Source organism: Reyranella sp., assembly GCF_030651995.1.
Classification (GTDB): Bacteria; Pseudomonadota; Alphaproteobacteria; order Reyranellales; family Reyranellaceae; genus Reyranella.
Genome location: NZ_JAUSBN010000050.1, coordinates 1 through 23,703, shown reverse-complemented (window position 1 = coordinate 23,703; position 23,703 = coordinate 1). Strand labels below are relative to the sequence as shown.

Here is a 23,703-nt window from a genome sequence, read left to right as displayed (position 1 = left end):
CTCGGGGTGGCCCCGAAACATTTGATACGATGGAACCATGCGGATCCGCGGATTCTACGAACTGGGCCATGCCCTCGACGTGCTCGACGGCGAGAGCCACGGCTTCGTGCCGGCCGACATCGAAAAGGTCGAGCGCTACTGGGCGTATGGCGACATGCACGACAGCGCCGCCGGGTTCGTGCTCCGTTTGCGTGACGGCCGCCGCGCCTATGGCGAGTTCCTGCACTGGCACGGCTTCGAGCAGGACGAGGATTTCCGGATCGACGTCGAGATACTGGAGGGCGATGAGGTGCCGTTCTCGCCCCTGCGCGAGCCGATCGACCCTTCGGCGCCATGGCCGCCGGGCGGCTGGTCAGACGAGACGGCGCATCTCGATCGGCTGCTCGCCAACGGACCGAGCCACTGACGTCGTCCCCGAAGCAGCCGATAGCGCCGGTCGCCGGACCGGAGTTCGCCCTCCGCACTTTGTCATCCCGAGCGCAGGGAGGGACCTTTAAGGCCACCGATAAAGGTCCCTCGCTGCGCTCGGGATGACAATTTTCCCTATCCGAAATCGCGCGTCATTTTCCCCGAACAGACCTGCTCCAGGATGAGGAACATCTCCTCCTCACCACAATGGCTGTGGAACGGGCACTGGGCCATGCCCGCCTCCGCCGTCAGGGATACTCTTACTTGACGGTGATCTCCGCGCCGCCCAGTCCGACGAACTCGGTCTTGGCGACGCCGGGGCCCGGCAGGAACTGCGGCGGGTGGACCGACCCGGTCAGGATCATGTCGCCGGCCTTCAGCTGCTTGCCGTTGGCGATCAGCTTGTTGGCGAGCCAGGCGAGCGAGATCATCGCGCCGCCCATAACGTTGCTGCCGGGGCCGGCGCCGATCTCCTTGCCCTCGAACTCGGAGCGGCCCTTCACGTTGGCGAAGTCGGTCTTCTGCCAGTCCTTGATCTCGGTGCCGACGATGCAGGCGGCCTGCAGCACGTCGTCGACGATGCGGCCCGGCCCACCCAGCTTGGAGGCATCGCCGTAGCGGTTCTCCACCACTTCCATGCCGCAATAGAGGTTGGCGACGTAGTCCTTGATCGAGTCGGCCGTGTATTGCGTGCCGGCCGGCGCGTCCTTGGCCATGCGCGCGACCATCTCGCATTCGACGCCGGCCTTGAGCGGCCAGCCCTTCTCGAACACCGCGCCGCTCTGCTTGATGCCGCTGGTGTAGATGCCGGCGAAGGCCGGGCCCGAGAGCTTCAGCGGCTCGTACTGCGCCGGAACGGCGAACGCGACCTTCCAGCCAGCGAGCTTCCAGCCGGCGGCCTCGAGCTTGTCGTGGACGGCGAACTGGACCTTGTAGGCATCGGTCTCGGAGAGGCTCGCCGTGGCATCCGCAAGCCAGTCCATCGTCGTCTTCGAGCAGCGGCCTTCGACGATGCGGTCGGCGAGTGCGGCGATTTCCTTGGCGTCCACGGCATTTCCCTCCAGATTTGCGATATCGGGCTTTTGTACTTCCCCACGTCGCGACGTCAAACCTCATGTTCCTCTCCGCCCGCTTTAGCGGGGGGGGGAGAGGTTAGGAGAGGTGGGTCATGTGGAGTGTACGGGCGAGGTGTGTGCCCTGCAGAAGCACCCACCTCACCTACCCCACGCAGACGCGCGGGGCCCCCTCCTCTCCCCCCGCTGACGCGGGCGGAGAGGACGGTAGGAGCGGTGTGGCAGCCTACGCCGCCTTCGCCGGGTGGTAGTTGCCGTAGAAGCTCTCGCCCTTGGCGGCCATGTCGCGCAGGAGCTTGGGCACCTCGAACTGGTTGCCGTACTTCTTGGCGAACTCGTCGCACTCGGCGACGAACGTCTTGATGCCGACCTGGTCGATCAGGCTGATCGCCCCGCCGGTCTGCGGCGCGAAGCCCAGGCCCATGATCGAGCCGACGTCGCCGTCCTGCGGGTTGGTCAGCACATTGCTTTCGAGGCAGCGCGCGGTGTCGACCGCCTGGACGTAGAGCAGGCGCTTCTTGATCTCGTCCTCCTTGGCGCGCTTGTCCTCGCCCTCGCCGTAGAGGAGCGCCGGGTCGGCCGGGAAGTACTTCTCGAGTTCCGGCCACAGGCGCTTCTTGCCGTCGGCCGGATACTCGTAGAAGCCCTTGCCGTTCTTGCGGCCGAAGCGCTCCAGCTTCTTGACCATCAGCTCGAGGATGTCCTCGGTGCCGGCGCCTTCGAACTTCTGGCCAGAAGCCTCGGCGTCGCGCCGCGCCTGGTCCATGATCTTCCACGACAGGTCGATGGCGACCTCGTCGTTGAGCGACAGCGGGCCGACCGGCATGCCGGCATAGCGCGCGCAGTTCTCGATCATGGCGGCCGGGATGCCCTCCTTCAGCATGCGATGGCCTTCGCTGATGAAGGCGCCGCAGACGCGGGAGGTGAAGAAGCCGCGGCTGTCGTTCACGACGATCGGCGTCTTGCGGATCTTCTGGACGTAGTCGAGAGCCCGCGCGAGCGTCTCCTGCGAGGTCTTCTGCCCGACGATGATCTCGACCAGCGGCATCTTCTCGACCGGCGAGAAGAAGTGCAGGCCGATGAACTGGTCCGGCCGCGACGAGGCTTCGGCGAGGCCGGTGATCGGCAGCGTCGAGGTGTTCGATGCGAAGACCGCGGTCTTTGGCAGCGCGGCCTCGGCCTTCTTGGTGGCCTCGGCCTTCACTTCGCGGTTCTCGAACACCGCCTCTATCACGAGGTCGCAGTCCTTGAGCGCGCCGAAGTCCGGGGTCGCCGTGACCTTGGCCAGCATCGCGTCGGCCTTGGCCTGGTCGAGGCGCTTGCGCTTCACCAGCTTGCCCAGCTCGTCGGCGATGTGCGCCTTGCCCTTGTCGGCTGCGGCCTGGTCACGGTCGATCAGCACGATGTCGAGGCCGGCCTGCACCGAGACGGTGGCGATGCCGGCGCCCATCAGGCCGGCGCCCAGCACGCCGATCTTCTTGTAGTCCTGCTTCGGCACGCCCTTCGGCCGGCGCACCAGCTTGTTGGCTTCCTGCAGGCCGAAGAACAGCGTGCGGATCATGCTCTTGGCGACGGGATCGCGCAGCAGCGAGACGAAGTAGCGGGTCTCGACCCTGAGGCCGGCATCGAACGGAAGCTGCAGCCCCTCGTAGACGCAGCTCATGATCGCCTTCGGTGCCGGATAGATGCCGTTGGTCTTGCCGCGCACCATCGCGCTGCCGCCGATGAAGGTCATGACGCCCGGCGGGCTCCAGACCTGGCCGCCGGGGAAGCCCGGCACCTTGAAGCCCTTGCGGTCCCACGGCTGCACGGCGCGGCCGTCGATCGCCTTGGCGCCCTTGCCGGCATATTCCGGCACGACCTGCTCGGTCGCCGGCGCCGTCAGCCAGGCCTTGGCGCGGGCCAGCAGCTCGCCCGCCGGCACGACCTCGTGGATCAGGCCGAGGCCCTTGGCGGCATCGACCGTCAGGTCCTTGCCTTCGAGCAGGATCGGCGCCGCGTTCTGCACGCCGATCAGGCGCGGAATGCGCTGCGTGCCGCCGCCGCCCGGCAGCAGGCCTATCTTCACCTCGGGCTGGCCGACCTTGGTCTTCGGGTTGGCCGCGGCGATACGGTAGTGAGTGGCGAGACAGATCTCGAAGCCGCCGCCCAGCGCCGTGCCGTTGATCGCGGCCACGATCGGCTTGCCGCCCGTCTCCTGGCGGCGGAACATCTTCTGCAGCTGGCTGAACTGCTCCATAAGCTTCGACGCGTCGGACGTGTCGAGGCTCAGGATCATCTCGAGATCGGCGCCGGCGATGAAGCTGTCCTTGCCCGACGTGATGATGATGCCCTTGACCTTCTCGTCCTTCAGGGCGGTCTCGAGCGCACCGGCATAGGCCGTCATCGAGGCCTCGTTCAGCACGTTCATCGCGCGGTTCGGCATGTCCCAGGTGATGGTCGCGATGCCGTCCGAATCGACGTTGTAGTTGATCATGGTTGGTCTCCGAATTCTTCCCGTGGCCACCCTTCGAGACGCTCGCTCTGCTCGCTCCTCAGGGTGAGGACTTCTCTTGAACCACTGCCTCACCCTGAGGAGGCCGCCCAGCGGCCGTCTCGAAGGGTGGGCAATGGGTCGAGGTTTCTCAGACGCGCTCGATGATGGTGGCGGTGCCCATGCCGCCGCCGACGCAGAGCGTGGCGAGGCCGGTCGAGAGGTTGCGGCGCTCGAGCTCGTCGAGCAGCGTGCCTAGGATCATCGCGCCGGTGGCGCCCAGCGGATGGCCCATGGCGATCGCGCCGCCATTCACGTTGATCTTGTCGTGCGGCATCTTGAGGATCTGCATGTAGCGCAGCACGACGGCGGCGAAGGCCTCGTTCAGCTCGAACAGGTCGATGTCGCCCACCGACATGCCGGCGCGCTTCAGCGCCTTCTCCGAGGCCGGCGCCGGGCCGGTCAGCATGATCGCCGGCTCCGAGCCAATCGAGGCGAAGGAGCGGATACGGGCGCGCGGCTTGAGGCCGGCCTTCTCGCCGAACTCCTTGGAGCCCACCAGGATCGCGGCGGCGCCGTCGACGATGCCCGACGAGTTGCCGGCATGGTGCACGTGATGGATCTTCTCGACCTCGGGATAGCGCTGCTGCGCCACCGCGTTGAAGCCGGGCATCATTTCGCCCTGCATCTTGAAGCTGGGCTCCAGCGCGGCCAGCGTCTGCATGGTCGTGGTCGGGCGCAGGAACTCGTCATGGCCCAGCAGCTCGATGCCGTTCTGGTCGCGCACAGGCACGATCGACTTCTTGAAGTGGCCGGCGTCCCAGGCAGCCTTGGCGCGCCTCTGCGATTCGACGGCATAGCTGTCGACGTCGTCGCGGCTCATGCCGTACTTGGTGGCGATCAGGTCGGCCGAAACACCCTGCGGCACGAAGTACATCGGGATCGCCACGGCCGGATCGACCGCCCAGGCGCCGCCGTCCGAGCCCATCGGCACGCGGCTCATGCTCTCGACACCGCCGCCGATCGCGGCCTGGCTCTGGCCCGACATGACCTGCGCGGCCGCCATGTTGGTGGCTTCGAGGCCCGAGGCGCAAAAGCGGTTGATCTGCACGCCCGACACGGTCTCGGCATAGCCCGCCATCACCGACGCGGTGCGCGCGATGTCGGCCCCCTGCTCGCCGATCGGCATGACGCAGCCGAGCACGATGTCGTCGACCAGGTGCGTGTCGAGATTGTTGCGGTCGCGCACGGCCTGCAGCGCGGTGACGGCCAGGCGCACCGGAGTCACTTCATGCAGCGAACCATCCTTGCGGCCCTTGCCGCGCGGGGTGCGAACGGCGTCGTAGATGTATGCGTCGGTCATGTCGGTCTCCTATTCGCTAATTCAGATTACCTTTTGACCTCACCCTGAGGAGCGGTCCGCAGGACCGCGTCTCGAAGGGTGGGAACCAGTCTTTATGTTGCCCATGCTTCGAGACGCCGCGCAAAACGCGGCTCCTCAGGATGAGGTTGTTTGTCAGAGCGTCCGTCCAATAAGCTCTTTCATGATCTCGTTGGTGCCGCCGTAGATCTTCTGCACGCGGGCGTCGGCGTAGAGGCGCGCAATCGGGTATTCCCACATGTAGCCATAGCCGCCGTGGAACTGCAGGCACTCGTCGATCAGCTCGCACTGAAGGTCGGTCGTCCAGTACTTGGCCATCGCCGCGGTCGCGACGTCGAGCTCGCCCTTGAGGTGCTTGGCCACGCAATCGTCGACGAAGACGCGCGCGATATGGGCCTTGGTCTTGAGTTCGGCGAGCTTGAAGCGGGTGTTCTGGAAATCGATGATCTGCTTTCCGAACGCCTTGCGCTCCTTCACGTAGGCCAGCGTATGCTCCAGCGCGGCCTCGATGGCGGCGACCGCCTGGATGGCGATGACCAGCCGCTCCTGCGGCAGCTGCTGCATCAGCTGGACGAAACCCATGCCGGGCCCGCCCAGCAGGTGATCGGCCGGCACGCGCACGTCCTGGAAGAACAGCTCCGACGTGTCCTGCGCCTTCATGCCGATCTTCTCGAGATTGCGGCCGCGCTTGAAGCCCTCGGTGTTCGTCTCGACGGCGATGAGAGACGTGCCCTTGGCGCCCAGCTTGGGATCGGTCTTGGCGACCACGATCACCAGGTCGGCGAGCTGGCCGTTGGAGATGAAGGTCTTGGAACCGTTGATGACCAAGTGATTGCCGTCCATGACGGCCGTGGTCTTCACCGCCTGCAGGTCCGAGCCCGTGCCCGGCTCGGTCATGGCGATGGCCGTGACCAGCTCGCCGGAGCAGGCCTTGGGGATCCACTTCTTCTTCTGCTCCTCGGTGCCGTAGTGGAGCAGATAGGGGACCACGATGTCGTTGTGCAGCGAGAACGCCGGACCGGACGCCAGTGCCCGTCCCTGCTCCTCGATCATGATGGCGCTGTAGAGGAAATCGGCGCCGGCGCCGCCATAGGCCTCGGGCATGGTCATGCCCAGCAGCCCCTGCTCACCCGCCTTGCGCCACAGCTCGCGCGGCACGACACCCTCTTCCTCCCACTTCATGTGGAACGGGGTCACTTCCTTCTCGAAGAAACGCCGGCAGGTCTCACGAAACATCTGGTGTTCTTGCGTGTAATGCGCGGCCAGAGCGGCAGTCACGGGCATCGTCCTCCAACGATCAGGATGGTCAGTCTTCTTGAAGGGACTGTGGGCCGCCGGCGGTTGGTCCGCCAGCCCAAGGTAGGTAGTTTACCTTTACGTAAACGTCAACGGCGGCTCGGAGGGGCGATGACCATCGAAAATGAAGAGCAGCTGGAGAAGCTGCGCGCCGTCGGCAGGCTGGTGGCCCGCACCCTCACCGCCATGGGCGAGGCGCTGGAGCCCGGCATGACCACGCGGGAACTGGACGATCTCGGACGCGCCCTGCTGGAGAAGGAAGGCGCACGCTCGGCGCCGGAACTCACCTACGACTTTCCGGGCGCGACCTGCATCTCGGTCGGCCCCGACTGCGCCCACGGCATCCCGGACGACACGATCATCAAGGCCGGCGACCTGATCAACATCGACGTTTCGGCCGAGCTGGACGGCTATTTCGGCGATACCGGCGCGAGCTTCGCCGTCCCGCCGACCAGCCCGCGCATCGAACGCCTCTGCGAGGATGGCCGGCGCGCCATGTGGGCCGGCATCAGGGCCGTGAAGCCGGGCGTCCGGTTGAACGAGATCGGGCGGTCGATCGAGACCTTCGCGCAGAAAAACGGCTACAGCCTGATCCCCAATCTGGCGAGCCACGGCATCGGGCATTCGCTGCACGACGAGCCGTCGGAAATCCCGACCTGGTACGAGAAGCACGACCGCCGGAAGATCACCGAAGGCCTGGTCTTCACGATCGAGCCATTCCTGTCGCTGGGCGCTGACCATGTCGAAGAAATGGACGATGGCTGGACCCTGCGCCCGCCGCTGCGTGAGGCCACGGTGCAGTACGAGCACACCTTGGTCGCGACCCGTCGCGGGCCGCTGATCCTGACTCTGGCTTGAGCCGCGCGCGCTATTTGACCGTCGCTATTTGACGGTCGGGCAGGCCCGCGACGGCAGGCGCGAATCGCAGACGCTGACGCTCGCGATGTACTTCTTCATCGTCTCCAGGCGCTCCGGCGTCGGGACCGAGCGCACGGCGCGCTGCACGACGTAAAAACTGTCGTTGCCCTTGATTGCCGTAAGCATCGTCGTCTCCGGCCTGCCGGTCGACGCCACCAGCGGACAGCGCAGGAGGACCGAGGCGGCGTCGTAGCCGTTCACCTTGCCGGTCGCGAGCGGCGTCGCGGTGCTGCCCTTGCAGGCGCCCGCCCACTGTTGCTGCATGGCGCCGAGAAACGGCACCGGCTGAAGGTCCTTGCGGCTGAGGAACACCTGGACGGTGACCATCTCCGTCCAGTTCTGCACCGTCTCACCCACCGGAATGAACTCCTGCATGTTCATGCCGTTCTTCGAGTCCTTGAAGCCGAGCTTGAACCCCTGCGGCATGCCCACGAGCAGGTTCTCATTGGTCAGCGATTGAGCCTGCACGGCCCCGGCGGTGGCGCCAACCACCAGCGCCAGGCCGACCGCCGTCCATGTGCGTCGCATCATCGGGTTCCCCTGCAAAGACTGCAGGGGATTGAACGACGATGCAGCGGCGCTGTTCCCACCGAACGCTATTCGACCGCCCTATTCGACCGTGGTGGCGCTGAGCCCCAGCATCGCGCGGCGGCGCAGCCACTGGCTGGGGCGATAACGGTCGTCGCCGGTGATCGCCTGGATCTGCACCAGGATCTCGTGGCACTCCTTGACGCCCAGCCAGTCGGCCAGCGCCAGCGGCCCGCGCGGATAGTTGAGGCCGAGCGTCATCGCGGTGTCGACGTCGGCGGCCGAGGCGATGCCGATCATCGCCATCTCGCAGCCCAGGTTGGCGATCATCGAACACATGCGCTGGGCGATGAAGCCGGGCGAGTCCTTGATCACCGTCACCTTGGTGCCGGACCTGGCGAGCAGCGCCACGGTGGCGTTGCGGATGGCCGGATCGAAACCCGGCGCCATCATGATGGTGATGCGCTTGGACACGTCGCCGGTCAGGTCGACCGCGACGGTGCGCTTCGGGTCGAGGCCCAGTTCGATCGCGGTGGTGGTGCAGTCCTTGCCGATCGGCGCCACGAGAATCGGGCTCTTGCCGTCGTCGGCCGCCAGCATCTTCGCACCGTCGGCGCTGACGAGGCTGAGCAGCTTGGTGTTGTGCGTGTCCATGATGACGACGCTCGATGCCGGCACATGCGAGGTCGGATGGTCGGCACCGGCGTCGATCTTCGCGCCCTTCTCGTCGTAGCCGTACCAGCCGCCGCCGGTCTTGCGGCCGAGCCTGCCCGCCGCATAGAGGCTCTCGTGATAGGGGCTGGGCGTCATGCGCCGGTCGTGGAAGAAGCCCTCGTAGATGATCTTGCGCGCCGGGAAGTTCACGTCGATGCCGGTGAGGTCCATCAGCTCGAACGGGCCCATCCGGAAGCCACAGGTGTCGCGCATCACGGCGTCGACCTGCGACGGCGTCGCCCTGCCCTCCTGCATGATGCGCAGGCCCTCGGTGCCGATCGCGGTGCCGCCGAGATTGACCAGGAAGCCCGGCGTGTCGCCCACGACCACAGGCACGCGGGTCTGGCGCTTGCCCAGCGCCACCATGGCGTCGACCACCCACTGCGCGGTGTCGGCGGCGCGGATGACCTCGACCAGCTTCATCAGCGGCACGGGATTGAAATAGTGCATGCCGCAGACGCGATCGCGATGCTTGAGCGCGCGCGCGATCGAGGCGATGCGAATCGAGGAGGTGTTGGACGCCAGGATGGCGTCGGGAGCGATCACCGCCTCGAGCTCTCCGAACAGCTTCTGCTTCACTTCGAGATTCTCGAACACCGCCTCGACGACGACGTGGCAGCCCTTCAGGTCCTCGATCTTCTCGGCAACGCCGAGATTGGCATCGGTCTTCGCGAGGTCCGCATCGGTCAACCGGCCCTTGGCCACCAGCCCCTTCAAGGTGTCGAGAATCGCCGCCTTGGCCTTTGCCGCACCGCCGGGTGCCGCGTCATACATGATGGCCTTCATGCCGCCCTGCGCGGTGACCTGAGCGATGCCGCGGCCCATGGCGCCGGTTCCCACGACGCCGACGGTGAGGTCGGGGCGGTTGATGTCGAGACTCATATCTACTCCTGCTTGTTTGCAAAACCGGCCGTCTTCAGGCCGTCCTTGATTTCTTCCAGCACCGCCGGATCCTCGATCGTGGCCGGCAGGGTCCACGGCTGGCTGTCCGCCATCTTCTGCATCGTGCCACGCAGGATCTTGCCCGAGCGTGTCTTGGGCAGCCGCTGCACGACCAGCGCGCTCTTGAAGAAAGCGACGGGACCGATGCGGTCGCGCACCATCTGCACGACCTCAGCGGTGATCTCCTGCGGCGGCCGGTTGACGCCAGCCTTCAACACCAGGAAGCCGAGGGGCACCTGCCCTTTCAACTCGTCGGCGATGCCGATCACGGCGCATTCGGCGACATCGTTGTGCGCGCCCAGCACCTCCTCGATCTGACCCGTCGAGAGGCGATGACCGGCGACGTTGATCACATCGTCCACGCGGGTCATCACCGAGACGTAGCCATCCTGATCGATGAAGCCGGCGTCCCCGGTTTTATAGTAGCCGGGGAACTCGCTCATGTAGCTCTGCCTGTAGCGATCGTCGGCGTTCCACAGCGTCGGAAAGGTTCCCGGCGGCAACGGCAGCTTGCCGGCCAGCGCGCCGACCTCGCCGGGCTTCATCGGCTTGCCGTTCTCGTCCAGCACGTCGAGATGCCAGCCCGGCGACGGCACCGAGGTCGAGCCGAGCTTCACCGGCATCGGGTCGAGGCCCTGGAAGTTGCCGCAGATCGCCCAGCCGGTCTCGGTCTGCCACCAGTGATCGACCACCGGCACGCCTAAAAGCTTCTGCGCCCATTCGACGGTCGGCGGATCGCCGCGCTCGCCGGCCAGGAACAGCGTGCGGAAGTTCGAGAGGTCGTACTGCCCAAGCAGCTTGCCTTCAGGGTCCTCGCGCTTGATCGCCCGGAAGGCCGTTGGCGCGGTGAACAGCGCCATGGCCTTGTGCTCGGAGATCACGCGCCAGAAAGCGCCGGCGTCGGGCGTGCCGACCGGCTTGCCCTCGTAGAGGATCGTTGTCGCGCCGTGGATCAGCGGCCCGTAGACGATGTAGCTGTGGCCCACGACCCAACCCACGTCCGAGGCGCACCAGTACACCTCGCCCGGCTGGACGCCGTAGAGGTTCTTCATCGACCAGGCGAGCGCCACGCAGTAGCCGCCGGTGTCGCGCACCACGCCCTTGGGCTGGCCGGTCGTGCCCGACGTGTAGAGGATGTAGAGTGGATCGGTGGCCTTCACCGGCACGCAAGGCGCCGGCTGCGCGGTGGCGAGCGCCTCGTTCCAGTCGAGGTCGCGCCCGGGAACCATTGTCGCCGCACATTGCGGCCGCTGCAGCAGGATGACCCGCGGCACCTTGTGTTTGGCCTGCTCGATCGCCTGGTCGACCAGCGGCCTGTACTGAACGATGCGCGACGGCTCGATGCCGCACGAGGCGGTGAGGATCAGCTTCGGCGCGCAATCGTCGATGCGGCTCGACAGTTCCTTGGCCGCGAAGCCGCCGAACACCACCGAATGGATCGCGCCCAGCCGTGCGCAGGCGAGCATCGCCATCACCGCTTCGGGGATCATCGGCATGTAGAGGATGACGCGATCGCCCTTGCCCACGCCCTCAGCCGCGATCATCCCGGCGATGCGCGCCACCTGGTCGCGCAGCTCGCGATAGGTGAAGGTCTTCTTCGTGTTGGTGAGCGGCGAATCGTAGATCAGCGCCGCCTGCTCGGCGCGGCCGCCGTCGACATGCCGGTCGAGCGCATTGTGACAGGCGTTGAGCTCGCCGCCCTCGAACCAGCGATAGAAAGGCGGCTTCGTCCCGTCGAGCACCTTGTCCCAGCGCTTCGTCCAGTCGATCGCCGCCGCCTGCTCGGCCCAGAATCCCTCGGGATCCTGGAGCGACCGCGCATGCAGCGCACGATATTCGTCGCCAACAGCCATGACCGGCATCCTCTGCGTTTCCGCCCTTGGCTTAGCCCCGCCCCCGGCCCGTCGCAATGTGGTTATGTGAAACCGACTCGCAGGGACGGGCTATCGCATATCAGGCAAAGGTCCCTCTCTACGCTCGGGATGACACCATTTGTTTGTTCAGCGCACTGCGCAAATCCCAACAACATTGTCATCACGGGCGGGGTAACCCCCGCCCTGGATGACAAAGGTCCCTCACTGCGTTCGGGATGACACCACTTGTTGGATCGGCGCACTGCTTAAATCTCAACAAAATTGTCATCCCGAACGCAGTGAGGGACCTTTTGCCTCCTTAGGAACGCCAACTATTCCGGCTTTTCCGGGCCCTATGCGAAAGCCCTGCCCCCGCCGGGGTTCAGGCGAAGACGTCGGAAACGTAGCGCCCGTGCTCGTGTTCGACGATCTCGCCCCACTTCTGGGCATCGGCCTCGCTGGCGCCCGAGGCCTCGCGATAGATTCGCACCAGCGTCTCGCGCACGGCCGGCGCCATGTATTGCCCGTCGCCGCAGACAAAGACGCTGCCGCCCTGCCGGAAGAGTTCCACGATGCGGGCGCGTTCCTCCCACACCCGATGCTGCACGAACGACACCTCACCGCGAGGCTGCAGCGAGAAGGCCGGCAGGACCGTGACGACGCCCGCCGCCTGCCATTGCTCGAGTTCGTCGCGATAGAGATAGTCGACGCCTTCATGGTTAGTGCCGAAGAAGAGCAAGGCCGGTCCCACATCCTGGCCGCCCTGCTTCTGCGTCGCGCGGTCCTGCAGGAAGCCACGAAACGGCGCGATGCCGGAGCCGGCGCAGATCAGGATGAGCGGTGTCCTGGGATCCGCCGGCGGATGGAAGCGGGCGTTGGACGGGCGCACCGCGAGCGAGATCCGGTCGCCCGGCTGCAGATGCGCCAGGTAGGACGAGGCCACGCCGCGGAAGGTGCCGGTTCCCGAGTAGGCCGGCGCATCGACCACGGCGACCGTCAGGGTGACGTGGTCGGGCTTCCACAGCGGCGACGACGAGATCGAATACTGCCGGGCCCGCATGGGCGGCAGCATGTCGAGATAGGGACCGAAGCCCAGGGCGCAGGACTGGAAGCGGTCCAGCAGGTCGAGGACGCTGCACCGTGGCTTCAGCACCAGCGTGCCGTGGGCCTCGCCCGCCATCGCCTCCAGTTCGGCCTGCTCGGGCGGACAGGGCGTGGCCGCGGCGAGCGCAGCCACCTGGGCGCGCGTCGCGGGCTGGGCCAGTTCCACATAGTTGGACAGCAGCTCGCCGCAGCTGACGGGCCGGCCGATCGGCAGGCTGGCCGCGCCCTCGCGACGAAGCACCACGAGCGTGTCGCGCGCCAGCCCGAAGCGGCGCAGCACGCGATCGACCAGCTCCTGGGGATTCGTCGCCAGCACGGCCAGATAGTCGCCCGCGCGGTAGCTCATCCCGGCGGGCAGCGAGAATTCCAGGTGCCGCTTCGACCGCGCATTGGGCGCGCTCATGTCCACCAGCTCGCGGTTCTCGACCACGATGCCGCGTTGCAGGTCACCCAGCCGCAGCGCGCCCTCGCGACCGTCCTTGACGTACTCGACCTGCAGACCGGACGCGGCCGGCGCAGCCGCAGCCTCCTTGCCCAGCGCCTCGCGCAGGCGCGGCAGGAAGCCCGCCCACCATTCGTCGAAGGCGCCGAAGAAGTCGCCGCCCGAATCCGTCTCGCCGCGCTCGGCAAGGCGTGTGGCGCCGGCCCTGGCCAAGGCTGCATCGACTCGCTTGGGAACCGCCTGGTAGGTGCGCGCCCATTGCCGGTTGCCGCATCCGAACACCGCGAAGCGCGCGCCGGCCAACGCGCCCTCCTGCAGCGCCTCGACAGAGGAGACGAACTGGCGGGCATTGTCCGGCGGCTGGCCTTCGTAGGACGCCGTGACCACGACGATCGCCCCCTCGCGCGGCAGGTTGCCCGCATAGTCGTCCATCGCCGCCACGGTCGGCGCGAAGCCGTTGGCCGGCGCCTCGTCGGCGATGCGGTTGGCGAAGGCCTCCGACGAACCGGTATTGCTGCCATACAGGATCAACAGCGGCGTGGTGGCGGCATCCGCGGCCGGGCGCCGAGCGGGCTGCGGCGTCAGCGCCTTCTGCGGCGTCGATGGCACGGCGCTGCGCCGCAACGACGTTCCCGTGCGGCGCGCCCGCGCACGGATGCGCAGCCCTTCGGGCTTGAGCGTCAGCGTCTCGTGGATCTTCAACGTGTAGGACGGGTCGTCGAGCACGAAATCGAAGCGCTGCAGCATCAGGATGAGGACGAGCTGGGCTTCCTGCATGGCGAAGGGCCGCCCGATACAGGCCCGCGCGCCATTGCCGAAGGGTTTCCAGGCATTCGGCGGCAACTGGCTGGCATTCTCGGGGGCGAAGCGCTCGGGCCTGAACGCTTCCACGTCGTCGCCCCAGACCTTGGGGTCGCGATGGAGCATCGGCTCGAGGACCATCACGATGTCCTTGGTCGTGAGCGGGTACTTCCCGGCCAGCACCGTGTCCTTGTGCGGGCTGACGGAGAACACCGAAGCGGTCGGCCAGATACGCAGGCTCTCCATCAGGATCTGCTCGATGTACCGAAGCTGTGCCAGATGCTCGACGCGCGGCACCTCCTCGCCGAGCACCTCGTCGACGAGGGCCCGCGCCTTCTGGAGGACGTCGGGATTCTTGAGCAGCAGATAGGTCGCGAAGGACAGAAGCCCGCTCGTGGTCTCGTGACCGGCGATCAGGAAGGTGATCATCTGATAGCCGATGTTCTCGTCGCTCAGCTTTTCGCCGGTGACGGGATCGACGCCGTTGAGCATCAGATTGAGCAGGTCGTTCTTCTCGTTGCCCTTCGGATCGCGCCGCCGCTCGGCGATGAGTTCGCGCGCGACCTGGTCCATCAACTCCTTGTCGGCCTGGAACTGGCGCGCCTTGGACAGCATGAGGTTGCTCAGCAGCTTCGGCCGGCGCGCGCGGTTCGAGGCTTCCTGCAGCGTTCCCACCATGGCGGAAACGAAGGGATGCATGTCGTCCTGGTAGAAGCTGTTGAAGCGATAATCGAAGGCGCAGAGGGCGATCGTGTCGAGCGTGAGGCGCGTCATGTTGTCGGCGACCTCGATGACGGCGCTGGGCCCGAACCGCTCCCAGCGCACGAACATCTGGTCGGCGATGTCGAGCATCCTGTCGAACATGCCGCGGATGGCGATCGGCCCGAACGCCGGAACGAGAATACGATGCGCCTTCGCCCAGTTGGGCTCGTGGCCATAGGCCGTGAACAGCCCGTCGCCGGCAACCGCCCGGATCTCCTTCAGCGCCCCCTGGATGCGCTTGCCGAACCGCGTCTCGTCGCACAGCTCGTTGACCAGCTCCTGCGAACTGGCGACATGGACGTCGCGGTCCATGATCGTGAGCTTGAAGTACGGCCCGTAGGTGCGGGCGAGCGCCATGAGGCTCTGGACCGGACAGCCACCCTGCAATTCCGTGAGATTGCCGACGATGGGTTTCAGGGGCGGTTGGGGAACCGGCTCATTCAGCGACATGATGCGATGCCTTCACACAAAGTTCGAGTTCCCGAGGACCAGCGGCCGACGTCGTGACTCGATCTAAAATGGCCTGTCCCCTCGCACCTTGTCGACGCCTTCGTGAGAGCTGAGAGTTCTGACCCACATCGGTCGGGTCGGGGATGGGTGGAGTCCGCAGCGACCAGATCCATTTCGCGAAGCTGCTGAAAGACCTGGATATAAGCTGGAATAGGCAAGCCGCCCTGTGAGAGAGTGTCGCTGCACGGGGAGGCGAACGGAAAGACATCATGGCCAAGCGCAAGACGGTAAAGAGCAGCGGGACGTCGAAGCGTCCGGCCAAGCGCAAGGTCGCCGCAAAGGCGAAGAAGCCTGCCCGGCGGGTCGTCAAGAAAGCGGCGCCAAAGAAGGCCTCATCTCCGAAGAAGGCTCCTGCTCCCAGGAAGCTGGCGCCCAAGCAGATTGCCCGTCCCGGCCTGCGTCGCTCGGTCAAGAGCCGCACCTCGGTAACCCGCCTCGCCGCGCCGCGTCCGGTGTCGCACAAGACCGCCCTCGCCGCGCAGAACATCTACGAGCGCGACCTCGACAGGACGCCTGCGAATTACGCGGCACTTACCCCGCTGCAGTTCATCGAGCGCACCGCCAGCGTCTATCCCGATCACCTCGCGCTGATCCACGGCCAACGCCGTCAGACCTGGGCCGAGACCTATGCACGCTGCCGGCGGCTTGCCTCGGCGCTGGTCAAGGTCGGCATCGGCATCGGCGACACGGTGGCGATCATGGCGCCCAACATTCCCGAGATGTACGAGGCGCATTTCGGCGTGCCGATGACAGGCGGCGTGTTGAATTCTCTGAACACACGCCTCGACGCCGCGATGGTCGCCTTCATCCTCGACCACAGCGAGACCAAGGTGCTGCTGGTCGACCGCGAGTTCCATCGCGTCGTCACCGAGGCGCTGGCGATCGCCAGGACCCAGCCGCTGGTCGTCGACATCGACGATCCCGAGTGCGAGGACCGCGCGCAGATCGGCGACACGACCTGGGAGGAGTTCATCGCCGACGGCGATCCCGATTTCGCCTGGTCCTATCCGTCGGACGAATGGAACGCGATCTCGCTCAACTACACGTCGGGCACGACCGGCAATCCCAAGGGCGTCGTCTACAGCCACCGCGGCGCCACGCTCTCGTCCTACGGCAACGCCACGCAATGGCCGATCGGCCTGCACCCGGTCTATCTCTGGACCCTGCCGATGTTCCACTGCAACGGCTGGTGCTTCCCCTGGACGCTGGCGCTGGTGGCCGGCACCTCGGTGTGCCTGCGCCGCCCTGCGGCCAAGCCGATCTTCGATGCGCTGGCCGACAACGACGTGAGCCACATGTGCGGCGCGCCGATCATCATGCAGCTCATCATCGGCGCGAGCGAAGCCGAACGCCGGCCGCTCGGCCGCAAGGTCGAGTTCATGACCGCGGCCTCGCCGCCCCCCGCGGCGGTGCTCGAGGCGCTGGAAAAGCAGAATTTCCGGGTGACCCACGTCTATGGCCTCACCGAGGTCTACGGCCCTGCTACGATCTGTTCATGGCACCAGGAGTGGGACGCGCTGCCCGCCCATGACCGCGCGCGGTTGAAGGCGCGCCAGGGCGTGCGCTACGCGGCCCAGGACGGCGTGACCGTGATGGATCCCACGACCATGAAGGAGGTGCCGCGCGACGGCACCACGATGGGCGAGGTCATGTTCCGCGGCAACATCACCATGAAGGGCTACCTCAAGAACCCGGCGGCCACACGCGACGCTTTCGCCAGCGGCTGGTTCCACTCCGGTGACCTCGGCGTCATGCACGAGGACGGCTACATCGAGCTGCGCGACCGGTCCAAGGACATCATCATCTCGGGCGGCGAGAACATCTCGACCATCGAGGTCGAAGGCGTGATCATCGCCCATCCCGCCGTCGCAAACGCGGCCGTGGTCGCCAAGCCCGACGAGAAGTGGGGCGAGACTCCCTGCGCCTTCGTGACGCTCAAGCCTGGCGCCACGGCCACCGCAGCGGACATCATCGCCCACTGCCGCGCCAACCTCGCCGGCTACAAGTGCCCGCGCTACGTGGTGTTCCGCGACCTGCCGATGACCTCGACCGGCAAGGTGCAGAAGTTCGTGCTGCGCGAGTGGGCGAAGGCCGCCTGACGCGGCGCGTGGCCAACAGGTGACCAAACTGACGCATTGCCTGCAGTAACGACGGCAAACCATCGCGCCGCCATAATCGCCGGGCTAGGTTCGGTATCCCATGCCCGGCGAATCAACGCTCATCGTGACCACCCGCAGCGGCGTGCGCCCGCTCGGCGTACGCGGCGAGCCATTGCACAATGCCGCGCCCCAGCTTCGCCGCGTGGTGCGCCGGCGCCTGGGCGACGAAGCCGCCGACCTGCTGGCCGATCCGCAGCTCCATGAGAACGACCAGGGCATCGACTGGTACGCCGGCTGGTCCGGCCCGGTTCGCGCCGTCACCGACCTGCCGCCGACGGAGCGCGAGGCCATCCTGGCCGCGGTCGAGCGCACGCTGGCGGAAATCCGGCGACTGGGCGACCTGCTCGCCGGCCATGGGCCCAAGGAAGAGACCGGCGTCGTCGGCCTGTCGCTGAAGCTCGCGGCGCGCGCCCCGTCGCCTGCCTTCGTCTTCCTGGTCGGCGACCGGCCCGTCATCGTCGCCTGGGGCTACGAGACGGAAGCGGCCAACGCGCTGCTGCCCCTCGCCCTGCCGCGCGTGCCCGATGCCCGCGTGCCGGACGCAGGCGTGTCGGGCCGGCGCCCCGTGCTCGAAGCCGCGCAGCGGGCGCCGGCGTCCACCCTGCCCGCTCTCGTTCCAGCCGCCGGCATTCCCTGGTGGCGCACGCTCGCCGCCGCCCTGCCGCTCCTGCTGCTGCTGCTGGCCGGTGCCTGGGCCCTGCGCGGCCTGCTGCCCGTCCCGCCCGACGTGGCCATCGCCACGCGCGAGGGGCCGGACGCTCCCCCGGCACCCGATGCCCCGCCCGACCCGTTGCCGGCGCTGAAAGCGTCCTTTTCGACCGAGCAGTCGCGCGAGCGCGTGCTGAAGGTCGAGCTGGCCCTGGCCGAGGCGGAACTGAAGCGGCGGATCGCCGATTGCAAACCGCCCGAACCGCCGAAACCTCCCCAGGTCGCGGTCGCGCCACCGCCACCCGCCCCTGCCCCACCCAAGGTCGCGCCACCGAAGCCCGCACCCGCGCCGACGCCGCGGAACCCGGCCGACGATCGCCTGCGCCTGCCCAATGCGCCGACCAACGACTATTCCTTCATGCAGGGCTGCTGGCGCACCGACCCGTTCCGCCACGAGGCGCTGCAGATGCAGCCGGGCGTCTCGTCTTATTGTTTCGACGCGAGCGGTGCGGGCCAGCTCGAGTGGCGGCGGGGCCGCACCGCCTGCCGCACGCGCGCCCAGGCGCGGTTCGAGGGCGCGGTCCTGCGATTGCGCGATGCCGACTCGACCTGCAACGACGGCTCGCGCTGGTTCGCCGACCAGCTGGTCTGCCAGCGCGGCGCCGACAACGTGGCGATCTGCAGCGGCCAGTCGCGCAATGCCTACGGCGCGCCCGTCCGCTGGTCGGTCAACCTGCACAAGCTGAACTGACCCGCCTAATGCACGGTTGAGCTAAACTCGGTTCCGGCACGCCGGCATGTCCCATAGAGTGCCGCTCCCTTCCTCATCCGGTAGCTTCCGTGTCCCTTTCCGCGCGCGTCACGTGGCGCAGTTTCCAGGCCGGCGCCCTGCGCATGATCCTGCCCGGCCTCGCTTCGCTTCCCTTCGGCATCGGCTTCGGTGTCGCCGCCGCCCAGAAGGGCCTGAGCGCCTTCGAGACGACGCTGATGAGCTTCACCGTCATGGCCGGCACCAGCCAGATGGTGGCGCTCGACATCTGGGCCCAGCCTCTGCCGCTGATTGCGCTGGCCGTGTCGGTGTTCGTGGCCAACCTGCGCTACTTCGTGATGGGCGCGGCGCTGCAGCCGCATCTGCCGCACCTGCCGTGGTGGCTGCAGCCGCCGGTCTGGTACGTGACGGTCGACCAGAACTGGGCGGTCAACATCGCGGAGTATCGCCGCGGCCACGGCGATCTCGGCAAGTTCCTGGGCGGCGGCTTCGTGATGGCCTGCATCTGGTCGGGTTCGACTTTGGCGGGCCACCTTGCCGCCGGCGGTCTGCTCTCCGATCCCGCCACGGCGCGACGCCTCGGCCTCGATTTCGTCGGCGTGGCCGTGTTCGTCGTGGTGGCTACCATCCTGTTCCGCGGCAAGCGGGATATCGCGCCCTGGGCGGTCGCGATTGCAGCCGCGCTCGCCGCCAAGTGGGCGATCGGTGGCAACTGGTACATCGTGATCGGCGGTCTGGTCGGCGGCCTCTTCGGCGCGCTGCGAGACCTCAGGAACGGCCATGTCCGCCAGTCCTGAGAATCTCATCGCGATTCTCGTCATGGCGCTCGCCGCCATGGCGGCCAAGGGCGGCGGTTTCATCGCCATGCGATGGCTTGGCCGCTATCGTTTCGTGAACGCATTGCTCGACCACGCGCCCGGCGCGGTGCTGGTGTCAGCCGCCGTCGTTCCGCTGACGCAGGGCGGTGGCGCCTTCGTCGTCGGCGCCGTGGTCGGCGCCGCACTGACGCGAACGGTCGGAGGGTTCACCGCCGGCCTGTTCGGCGCCGTCGGCGCCGTGGCACTGGCCCGCTGGGCGGGCCTCACCTGAGGATCAGTGGGAGGTCGGCTCGCTCAGTCGGACGATCTGGTCCTTGATCATGAGCTTTCGCTTCTTGAGGCTGCAGAGCGCATCGTCGTCGGGATGCGGCCGCGTCGTCTCCTTACGGATCGCGTGCTCAAGAGTCGCATGCTTGTTCTTGAGAGCTTCGATGTGGTCCACGGTGCTCATAGTCGGATACCTCCGAGTTTGTTAGCGGGACGATGGAAGTCTGACTCTGACATTGGGTCGAGTCACGTCGAATCAACCCGTAATCGAACGGTCACACGAAGAATGTGAATAACCCGTCAGCAGTATTGAACCATCGGTTCAAGCCGCGAGCCCGACGGCCTCCGCGACTTCCACCGCTGCAAAGGCGGGAAAGGTGGCGCGCATCAGGGCCGCCACGGACTTGCGATCCGCCTCGTCCGGCACGACGCCCAGGCACACCGCATAGACGCCAAGATTGCCGACCGCCGCCCGCAGGCGCTTCTCCAGAGGACGCTCGCGATCAGCGGACGGTGAATGCAGGCTCGCCAGCTTGAGCTGCTCGGCATGCTCGGCCGCCAGTTCCGCATCGGCGACCCGACGACGGACGGCATCGACGGTCTCGGGCAGCGCGCCGGGCCACACCTTGTCCTTGAGCCGCCGCCGCATCTCGCGCAGCGGCTTCACGACGTCCGACTGCCAGGCCTCGCTCGCGGCCAGGATGGCGCGCAGCCGCTCGGCGGTCAGGGTCGGCCGGCCGGAAGCGCCCAGCCAGCAGCAGAACAGCAGGATGTTGACGTCGCAGCCGCGCCGCTCCTGCAGGTCGAGGCAGGCCTCCGCCACGCCCTCGCCGGCATAGAGTTCGAGCGAGAAGTTCCAGAACGGGTGGGGGAGAAAGTCCGACACGATTGGTTGGCTTTTGCGTGCTTCCCTTTGGGCGGGCTCCGGGGTACACGGCCGGGAGCGACGTGGCTAGCCTGCCTGGACGAGTGCGCCCCGCATGAATGACTTGACGTCGTCGGATCTGCCGGACGCCCAGACCATCAAGGCCAAGCTTGAGGCCCTGAAGAGCGAGCATCGCGACCTCGACGAGGTGATCGATCGCCTGATCGAGAAGCCGCCTTTCGACCAGCTCCAGCTCCAGCGGCTCAAGAAGCGCAAGCTCGGTCTGAAGGACCAGATCCTCCGGCTGGAAAGCCAGCTCATTCCCGATATCATCGCCTGAGAGAGTCATGGCCAAGAAAACCAGCAAACGCCCGGCCGCCAAGCCGGTGGTCGGTGTCATCATGGGCAGCCAGTCCGACTGGTCGACCATGCGGCATGCCGCGGAGACTCTGGAGGCGCTGGGTGTCCCCTTCGAGGCGCGCATCATTTCGGCGCATCGGACTCCGAAGCGCATGATGGACTACGCCTCGGGCGCAAAAGGGCGCGGCCTGAAGGTCATCATCGCCGGCGCGGGCGGTGCCGCCCACCTGCCGGGCATGACCGCCGCCATGACCCCGCTGCCAGTTCTGGGCGTCCCGGTCGAAAGTGCCGCCCTCAAGGGACAGGACAGTCTTCTTTCCATCGTCCAGATGCCAGCCGGCATTCCCGTCGGCACCTTGGCGATCGGACGTGCCGGATCGATCAATGCTGCCCTTCTTGCAGCCTCCATCGTTGGTCTTGGCGACGCCCAGATCATGGCGGCGTTGGAAGCCTGGCGAACCCGACAGTCGCTGGCCGTCGCCAAGATCCCGACCGACGACGCCCCGGCTCATCGCTGATGCCGGCCTCCCGACCTCTGCCGCCGGGATCGACCATCGGGATCCTGGGCGGCGGCCAGTTGGGCCGCATGACCGCCCTGGCGGCCGCCCGCCTGGGCTACCCCTGCATCGTCTACGCCCCCGACGACCATCCGGTCGCCGCCCAGGTCTGCGCCGGCCATGTCCGCGGGGCCTATGACGACGCCAAGGCCCTCGCCCGCTTCGCCGCCCAGGTCGACGTCGTCACCTACGAATTCGAGAACGTGCCGGAGGGCGCCGTCCTGGAATGCCAGGAGCTGAAGCCGGTGCGGCCGGGCGTGAAGCCCATCCACTTTGCCCAGCACCGCGTCCGCGAGAAGGACTTCCTGCGCAAGCTGGGCATCGGCACGGCCGACTATCAGCCCATCCGCTCCGAGGCCGATTTCGCGGCCGCCACCGCCCTGCCCGGCATCCTGAAGACCTGCACCGAGGGATATGACGGCAAGGGCCAGGCCCGCGTCGCCGACCGGGCCGAACTCTCAGCCGCCTGGGCGAGGCTCGGCCGGCGCGAATGCATCCTCGAGGCGATGGTCGACTTCGAGTGCGAGGTCTCGGCGATCGTCGCCCGCGGGCTCGACGGCGCGACGCGCTGCTTCCCGATCGGCATCAACGGCCATCGCGACGGTATCCTGCGCACGACCACCGTGCCCTCGGGCCTGCCGGCGACGACCCTGGCGACGGCGGAGCGCTTCGGCGTCGAACTCGCCCAGGGCCTCGATCTGGTGGGTCTGGTGGCGCTGGAAATGTTCGTGACCAAGGACGGGCGGGTGCTGGCCAACGAGATGGCGCCGCGGCCGCACAATTCGGGTCACTGGACCCTGGACGCCTGCGCCACCAGCCAGTTCGAGCAGCTCGTGCGCGCCATCTGCGGCCTGCCGCTGGGCTCCGTCGAGGTGCTGGCGCCCTCGCGGATGGTGAACCTGATCGGCGACGAGGCCGACGACTGGCAGCGCTATCTCGTGGAGCCGACGGCGCGGCTGCATCTCTACGGCAAGGCGGAGGCCCGCCCCGGCCGCAAGATGGGCCACGTCACCTACGTGCTGCCGGCCGCGCGCCCGGCCGCTTCGGGCCCGTCCACGACCTGATCTGCCCCTTCAGCTTCTCGAACTTCATCACGTCGTCGATGCGGCGGTCGAGGAAGGCCCAGGTCGCCTCCGCACCGGGCGACCGGTCGTTCAGCCAGTAGAGCAGCGTCGACGAATAGACGCCCGCCAGGGTGGCGCGCTTGGTGTAGAAATTGAAGTCGGTGCTGGTGTCGCCGGCCGCGTACCACATGGCGTCGACCGTCTTATAAAGCAGCTTCAGCGCCAGCCCGGCATTGAGCGGCAGCGACAGCGTCGACAGCGCCCGGCGGGCCGCCTCACGCGGGCCGGCATGGCGCTCCAGCCGGAGGCGGACCGCGCTCTTGATGCGGTCGCGGATCTTGAGGGCGGGAATTCCCTCCTTTTCCATGTCCTCGACCGTGCGCCGGTCGGCGCGCTCGCTGACATAGGTCAGCGCCTGGAGCGGCCCGCCCGGGAACAGACGGTCGGCCTCCCCCGTCGGCAGGTCGAGTGCCCGGCCACTGGCCGCCAGGGCGGCCCGCGTCCAGCCGTCGAACGCCGCTTCGGCCATGAACTCGTCCGCCAGCCGATCCCGGAGGGCGGAGTCGGGGTCCATTTCCGGTGAATTCTGGGTGTTTTGTTCGGTCATCCGTGGAATATAGGCCCCAATCGGGGGGTTCCCAAGGGTATCGGCCTGTGATACCTACGCGGCCTCTGAATTCCGGCCCCGGACGATCCGCGGGCCAAGCCGCATTGGAAGGAAGCGATCGAAGTGCAGGTTCTCGTTCGTGAAAACAACGTCGATCAGGCGCTGCGCGTCGTGAAGAAGAAGATGCAGCGCGAAGGCATCTTCCGCGAGATGAAGCTCCGCCGCAACTACGAGAAGCCCTCCGAGCGCCGCGCCCGTGAGCGCGCCGAGGCCATCCGCCGCACCCGCAAGCTGATGCGCAAGCGCATGGAGCGCGAGGGCTACTAGTCCTCCCCTCCTCGCACGAGACGACAACCCCCGGCATCCCCGGGGGTTTTTGTTTGG

21 protein-coding genes are annotated in these 23,703 nt (G+C 67.1%); 10 read left to right on the top strand and 11 right to left on the bottom strand.

The features are described 5' to 3' along the window. The first annotated feature begins 37 nt into the window (after window positions 1-37). A complete protein-coding gene (locus Q7V45_RS15020; RefSeq protein ID WP_304853531.1) occupies window positions 38-406 on the top strand; it encodes a hypothetical protein in 369 nt (122 codons plus the stop codon). A 262-nt stretch (window positions 407-668) separates the two neighbouring features. Here the strand turns inward: Q7V45_RS15020 and Q7V45_RS15015 are convergent, their stop codons facing one another. The 4 genes from Q7V45_RS15015 to Q7V45_RS15000 form a co-directional block, all read right to left on the bottom strand. Continuing rightward, window positions 669-1,457 carry a 2-keto-4-pentenoate hydratase gene (locus tag Q7V45_RS15015; protein WP_304853529.1) on the bottom strand — a complete coding sequence of 263 codons (789 nt, stop codon included), beginning with the start codon at window positions 1,455-1,457 and terminating at the stop codon, window positions 669-671. 250 nt (window positions 1,458-1,707) lie between these two features. After that, the gene (locus tag Q7V45_RS15010) at window positions 1,708-3,957 is read right to left on the bottom strand and encodes a 3-hydroxyacyl-CoA dehydrogenase NAD-binding domain-containing protein (RefSeq protein ID WP_304853527.1); all 2,250 of its coding nucleotides are present in this window, start codon (window positions 3,955-3,957) and stop codon (window positions 1,708-1,710) included. A 148-nt stretch (window positions 3,958-4,105) separates the two neighbouring features. Then, on the bottom strand, window positions 4,106-5,317 hold the full coding sequence (locus Q7V45_RS15005) for an acetyl-CoA C-acetyltransferase (RefSeq protein ID WP_304853524.1): 1,212 nt from the start codon (window positions 5,315-5,317) through the stop codon (window positions 4,106-4,108). Window positions 5,318-5,470: 153 nt separating this feature from the next. Beyond that, entirely contained in the window at window positions 5,471-6,619 is a 1,149-nt protein-coding gene (locus tag Q7V45_RS15000; protein ID WP_304853521.1) for an acyl-CoA dehydrogenase family protein, read from the bottom strand. Window positions 6,620-6,742: 123 nt separating this feature from the next. Between Q7V45_RS15000 and map the strand changes: the two genes are divergently transcribed. Continuing rightward, a complete protein-coding gene (map, locus tag Q7V45_RS14995; protein WP_304853518.1) occupies window positions 6,743-7,489 on the top strand; it encodes a type I methionyl aminopeptidase in 747 nt (248 codons plus the stop codon). Window positions 7,490-7,513: 24 nt separating this feature from the next. On the opposite strand, the gene Q7V45_RS14990 is transcribed toward map, so the two are convergent. The 4 genes from Q7V45_RS14990 to Q7V45_RS14975 all read right to left on the bottom strand — a co-directional run bounded on the left by Q7V45_RS14990 (window position 7,514) and on the right by Q7V45_RS14975 (window position 15,145). Further along, a complete protein-coding gene (locus Q7V45_RS14990; RefSeq protein WP_304853516.1) occupies window positions 7,514-8,080 on the bottom strand; it encodes a hypothetical protein in 567 nt (188 codons plus the stop codon). A 78-nt stretch (window positions 8,081-8,158) separates the two neighbouring features. Then, window positions 8,159-9,673 carry a 3-hydroxyacyl-CoA dehydrogenase gene (locus tag Q7V45_RS14985; protein ID WP_304853513.1) on the bottom strand — a complete coding sequence of 505 codons (1,515 nt, stop codon included), beginning with the start codon at window positions 9,671-9,673 and terminating at the stop codon, window positions 8,159-8,161. Between the two features lie 2 nt (window positions 9,674-9,675). Next, entirely contained in the window at window positions 9,676-11,586 is a 1,911-nt protein-coding gene (locus Q7V45_RS14980; RefSeq protein ID WP_304853510.1) for a propionyl-CoA synthetase, read from the bottom strand. A gap of 382 nt (window positions 11,587-11,968) precedes the next feature. Next, window positions 11,969-15,145 (bottom strand): bifunctional cytochrome P450/NADPH--P450 reductase, encoded by a 3,177-nt coding sequence (locus tag Q7V45_RS14975; RefSeq protein WP_304853506.1) that lies wholly within the window; start codon window positions 15,143-15,145, stop codon window positions 11,969-11,971. 269 nt (window positions 15,146-15,414) lie between these two features. Here Q7V45_RS14975 and Q7V45_RS14970 point away from each other — a divergent pair, with 269 nt between their 5' ends. The 4 genes from Q7V45_RS14970 to Q7V45_RS14955 all read left to right on the top strand — a co-directional run bounded on the left by Q7V45_RS14970 (window position 15,415) and on the right by Q7V45_RS14955 (window position 19,870). Next, entirely contained in the window at window positions 15,415-17,304 is a 1,890-nt protein-coding gene (locus Q7V45_RS14970; protein WP_304853504.1) for an acyl-CoA synthetase, read from the top strand. A 100-nt stretch (window positions 17,305-17,404) separates the two neighbouring features. Then, complete coding sequence (locus Q7V45_RS14965; protein ID WP_304853502.1) at window positions 17,405-18,763, top strand: SrfA family protein; 1,359 nt, start codon at window positions 17,405-17,407, stop codon at window positions 18,761-18,763. A gap of 89 nt (window positions 18,764-18,852) precedes the next feature. Further along, window positions 18,853-19,578, top strand: a complete 726-nt coding sequence (locus Q7V45_RS14960) for an AzlC family ABC transporter permease (RefSeq protein ID WP_304853499.1) — start codon at window positions 18,853-18,855, stop codon at window positions 19,576-19,578. Further along, window positions 19,562-19,870 (top strand): hypothetical protein, encoded by a 309-nt coding sequence (locus tag Q7V45_RS14955; protein WP_304853496.1) that lies wholly within the window; start codon window positions 19,562-19,564, stop codon window positions 19,868-19,870. The genes Q7V45_RS14960 and Q7V45_RS14955 overlap by 17 nt, the downstream gene beginning before the upstream one ends. 3 nt (window positions 19,871-19,873) lie before the next feature. Here the strand turns inward: Q7V45_RS14955 and Q7V45_RS14950 are convergent, their stop codons facing one another. Then, on the bottom strand, window positions 19,874-20,050 hold the full coding sequence (locus Q7V45_RS14950) for a YdcH family protein (protein ID WP_304853493.1): 177 nt from the start codon (window positions 20,048-20,050) through the stop codon (window positions 19,874-19,876). A 138-nt stretch (window positions 20,051-20,188) separates the two neighbouring features. Beyond that, window positions 20,189-20,752 (bottom strand): TIGR02444 family protein, encoded by a 564-nt coding sequence (locus tag Q7V45_RS14945; protein ID WP_304853492.1) that lies wholly within the window; start codon window positions 20,750-20,752, stop codon window positions 20,189-20,191. A 94-nt stretch (window positions 20,753-20,846) separates the two neighbouring features. On the opposite strand from Q7V45_RS14945, the gene Q7V45_RS14940 reads away from it, so the two are divergent. From Q7V45_RS14940 to Q7V45_RS14930, 3 genes are read left to right on the top strand one after another with little or no spacing between them, the layout of a single operon-like run. After that, entirely contained in the window at window positions 20,847-21,071 is a 225-nt protein-coding gene (locus Q7V45_RS14940) for a YdcH family protein (protein WP_304853490.1), read from the top strand. A gap of 7 nt (window positions 21,072-21,078) precedes the next feature. Next, window positions 21,079-21,609, top strand: a complete 531-nt coding sequence (gene purE / locus Q7V45_RS14935) for a 5-(carboxyamino)imidazole ribonucleotide mutase (RefSeq protein WP_304853488.1) — start codon at window positions 21,079-21,081, stop codon at window positions 21,607-21,609. Beyond that, the gene (locus Q7V45_RS14930; protein ID WP_304853485.1) at window positions 21,609-22,712 is read left to right on the top strand and encodes a 5-(carboxyamino)imidazole ribonucleotide synthase; all 1,104 of its coding nucleotides are present in this window, start codon (window positions 21,609-21,611) and stop codon (window positions 22,710-22,712) included. Before purE ends, Q7V45_RS14930 begins: the two co-directional genes overlap by 1 nt. Here the strand turns inward: Q7V45_RS14930 and Q7V45_RS14925 are convergent. Further along, on the bottom strand, window positions 22,657-23,286 hold the full coding sequence (locus Q7V45_RS14925) for a COQ9 family protein (protein ID WP_304853482.1): 630 nt from the start codon (window positions 23,284-23,286) through the stop codon (window positions 22,657-22,659). The genes Q7V45_RS14930 and Q7V45_RS14925 overlap by 56 nt on opposite strands. A gap of 156 nt (window positions 23,287-23,442) precedes the next feature. Here Q7V45_RS14925 and rpsU point away from each other — a divergent pair, with 156 nt between their 5' ends. Next, window positions 23,443-23,646 (top strand): 30S ribosomal protein S21, encoded by a 204-nt coding sequence (gene rpsU / locus Q7V45_RS14920; RefSeq protein WP_304853479.1) that lies wholly within the window; start codon window positions 23,443-23,445, stop codon window positions 23,644-23,646. The last annotated feature ends 57 nt before the right edge of the window (window positions 23,647-23,703 follow it).

What these genes read in the sequence shown, in the direction of transcription:
- Q7V45_RS15020 (WP_304853531.1), top strand. Translation starts at nt 38, where the DNA reads ATGCGGATCCGCGGATTCTACGAACTGGGCCATGCCCTCGACGTGCTC.
- Q7V45_RS15010 (WP_304853527.1), bottom strand. Translation starts at nt 3,957, where the DNA reads ATGATCAACTACAACGTCGATTCGGACGGCATCGCGACCATCACCTGG.
- Q7V45_RS15005 (WP_304853524.1), bottom strand. Translation starts at nt 5,317, where the DNA reads ATGACCGACGCATACATCTACGACGCCGTTCGCACCCCGCGCGGCAAG.
- Q7V45_RS15000 (WP_304853521.1), bottom strand. Translation starts at nt 6,619, where the DNA reads ATGCCCGTGACTGCCGCTCTGGCCGCGCATTACACGCAAGAACACCAG.
- map (WP_304853518.1), top strand. Translation starts at nt 6,743, where the DNA reads ATGACCATCGAAAATGAAGAGCAGCTGGAGAAGCTGCGCGCCGTCGGC.
- Q7V45_RS14990 (WP_304853516.1), bottom strand. Translation starts at nt 8,080, where the DNA reads ATGATGCGACGCACATGGACGGCGGTCGGCCTGGCGCTGGTGGTTGGC.
- Q7V45_RS14985 (WP_304853513.1), bottom strand. Translation starts at nt 9,673, where the DNA reads ATGAGTCTCGACATCAACCGCCCCGACCTCACCGTCGGCGTCGTGGGA.
- Q7V45_RS14980 (WP_304853510.1), bottom strand. Translation starts at nt 11,586, where the DNA reads ATGGCTGTTGGCGACGAATATCGTGCGCTGCATGCGCGGTCGCTCCAG.
- Q7V45_RS14975 (WP_304853506.1), bottom strand. Translation starts at nt 15,145, where the DNA reads ATGTCGCTGAATGAGCCGGTTCCCCAACCGCCCCTGAAACCCATCGTC.
- Q7V45_RS14970 (WP_304853504.1), top strand. Translation starts at nt 15,415, where the DNA reads ATGGCCAAGCGCAAGACGGTAAAGAGCAGCGGGACGTCGAAGCGTCCG.
- Q7V45_RS14965 (WP_304853502.1), top strand. Translation starts at nt 17,405, where the DNA reads ATGCCCGGCGAATCAACGCTCATCGTGACCACCCGCAGCGGCGTGCGC.
- Q7V45_RS14955 (WP_304853496.1), top strand. Translation starts at nt 19,562, where the DNA reads ATGTCCGCCAGTCCTGAGAATCTCATCGCGATTCTCGTCATGGCGCTC.
- Q7V45_RS14950 (WP_304853493.1), bottom strand. Translation starts at nt 20,050, where the DNA reads ATGAGCACCGTGGACCACATCGAAGCTCTCAAGAACAAGCATGCGACT.
- Q7V45_RS14940 (WP_304853490.1), top strand. Translation starts at nt 20,847, where the DNA reads ATGAATGACTTGACGTCGTCGGATCTGCCGGACGCCCAGACCATCAAG.
- purE (WP_304853488.1), top strand. Translation starts at nt 21,079, where the DNA reads ATGGCCAAGAAAACCAGCAAACGCCCGGCCGCCAAGCCGGTGGTCGGT.
- Q7V45_RS14930 (WP_304853485.1), top strand. Translation starts at nt 21,609, where the DNA reads ATGCCGGCCTCCCGACCTCTGCCGCCGGGATCGACCATCGGGATCCTG.
- Q7V45_RS14925 (WP_304853482.1), bottom strand. Translation starts at nt 23,286, where the DNA reads ATGGACCCCGACTCCGCCCTCCGGGATCGGCTGGCGGACGAGTTCATG.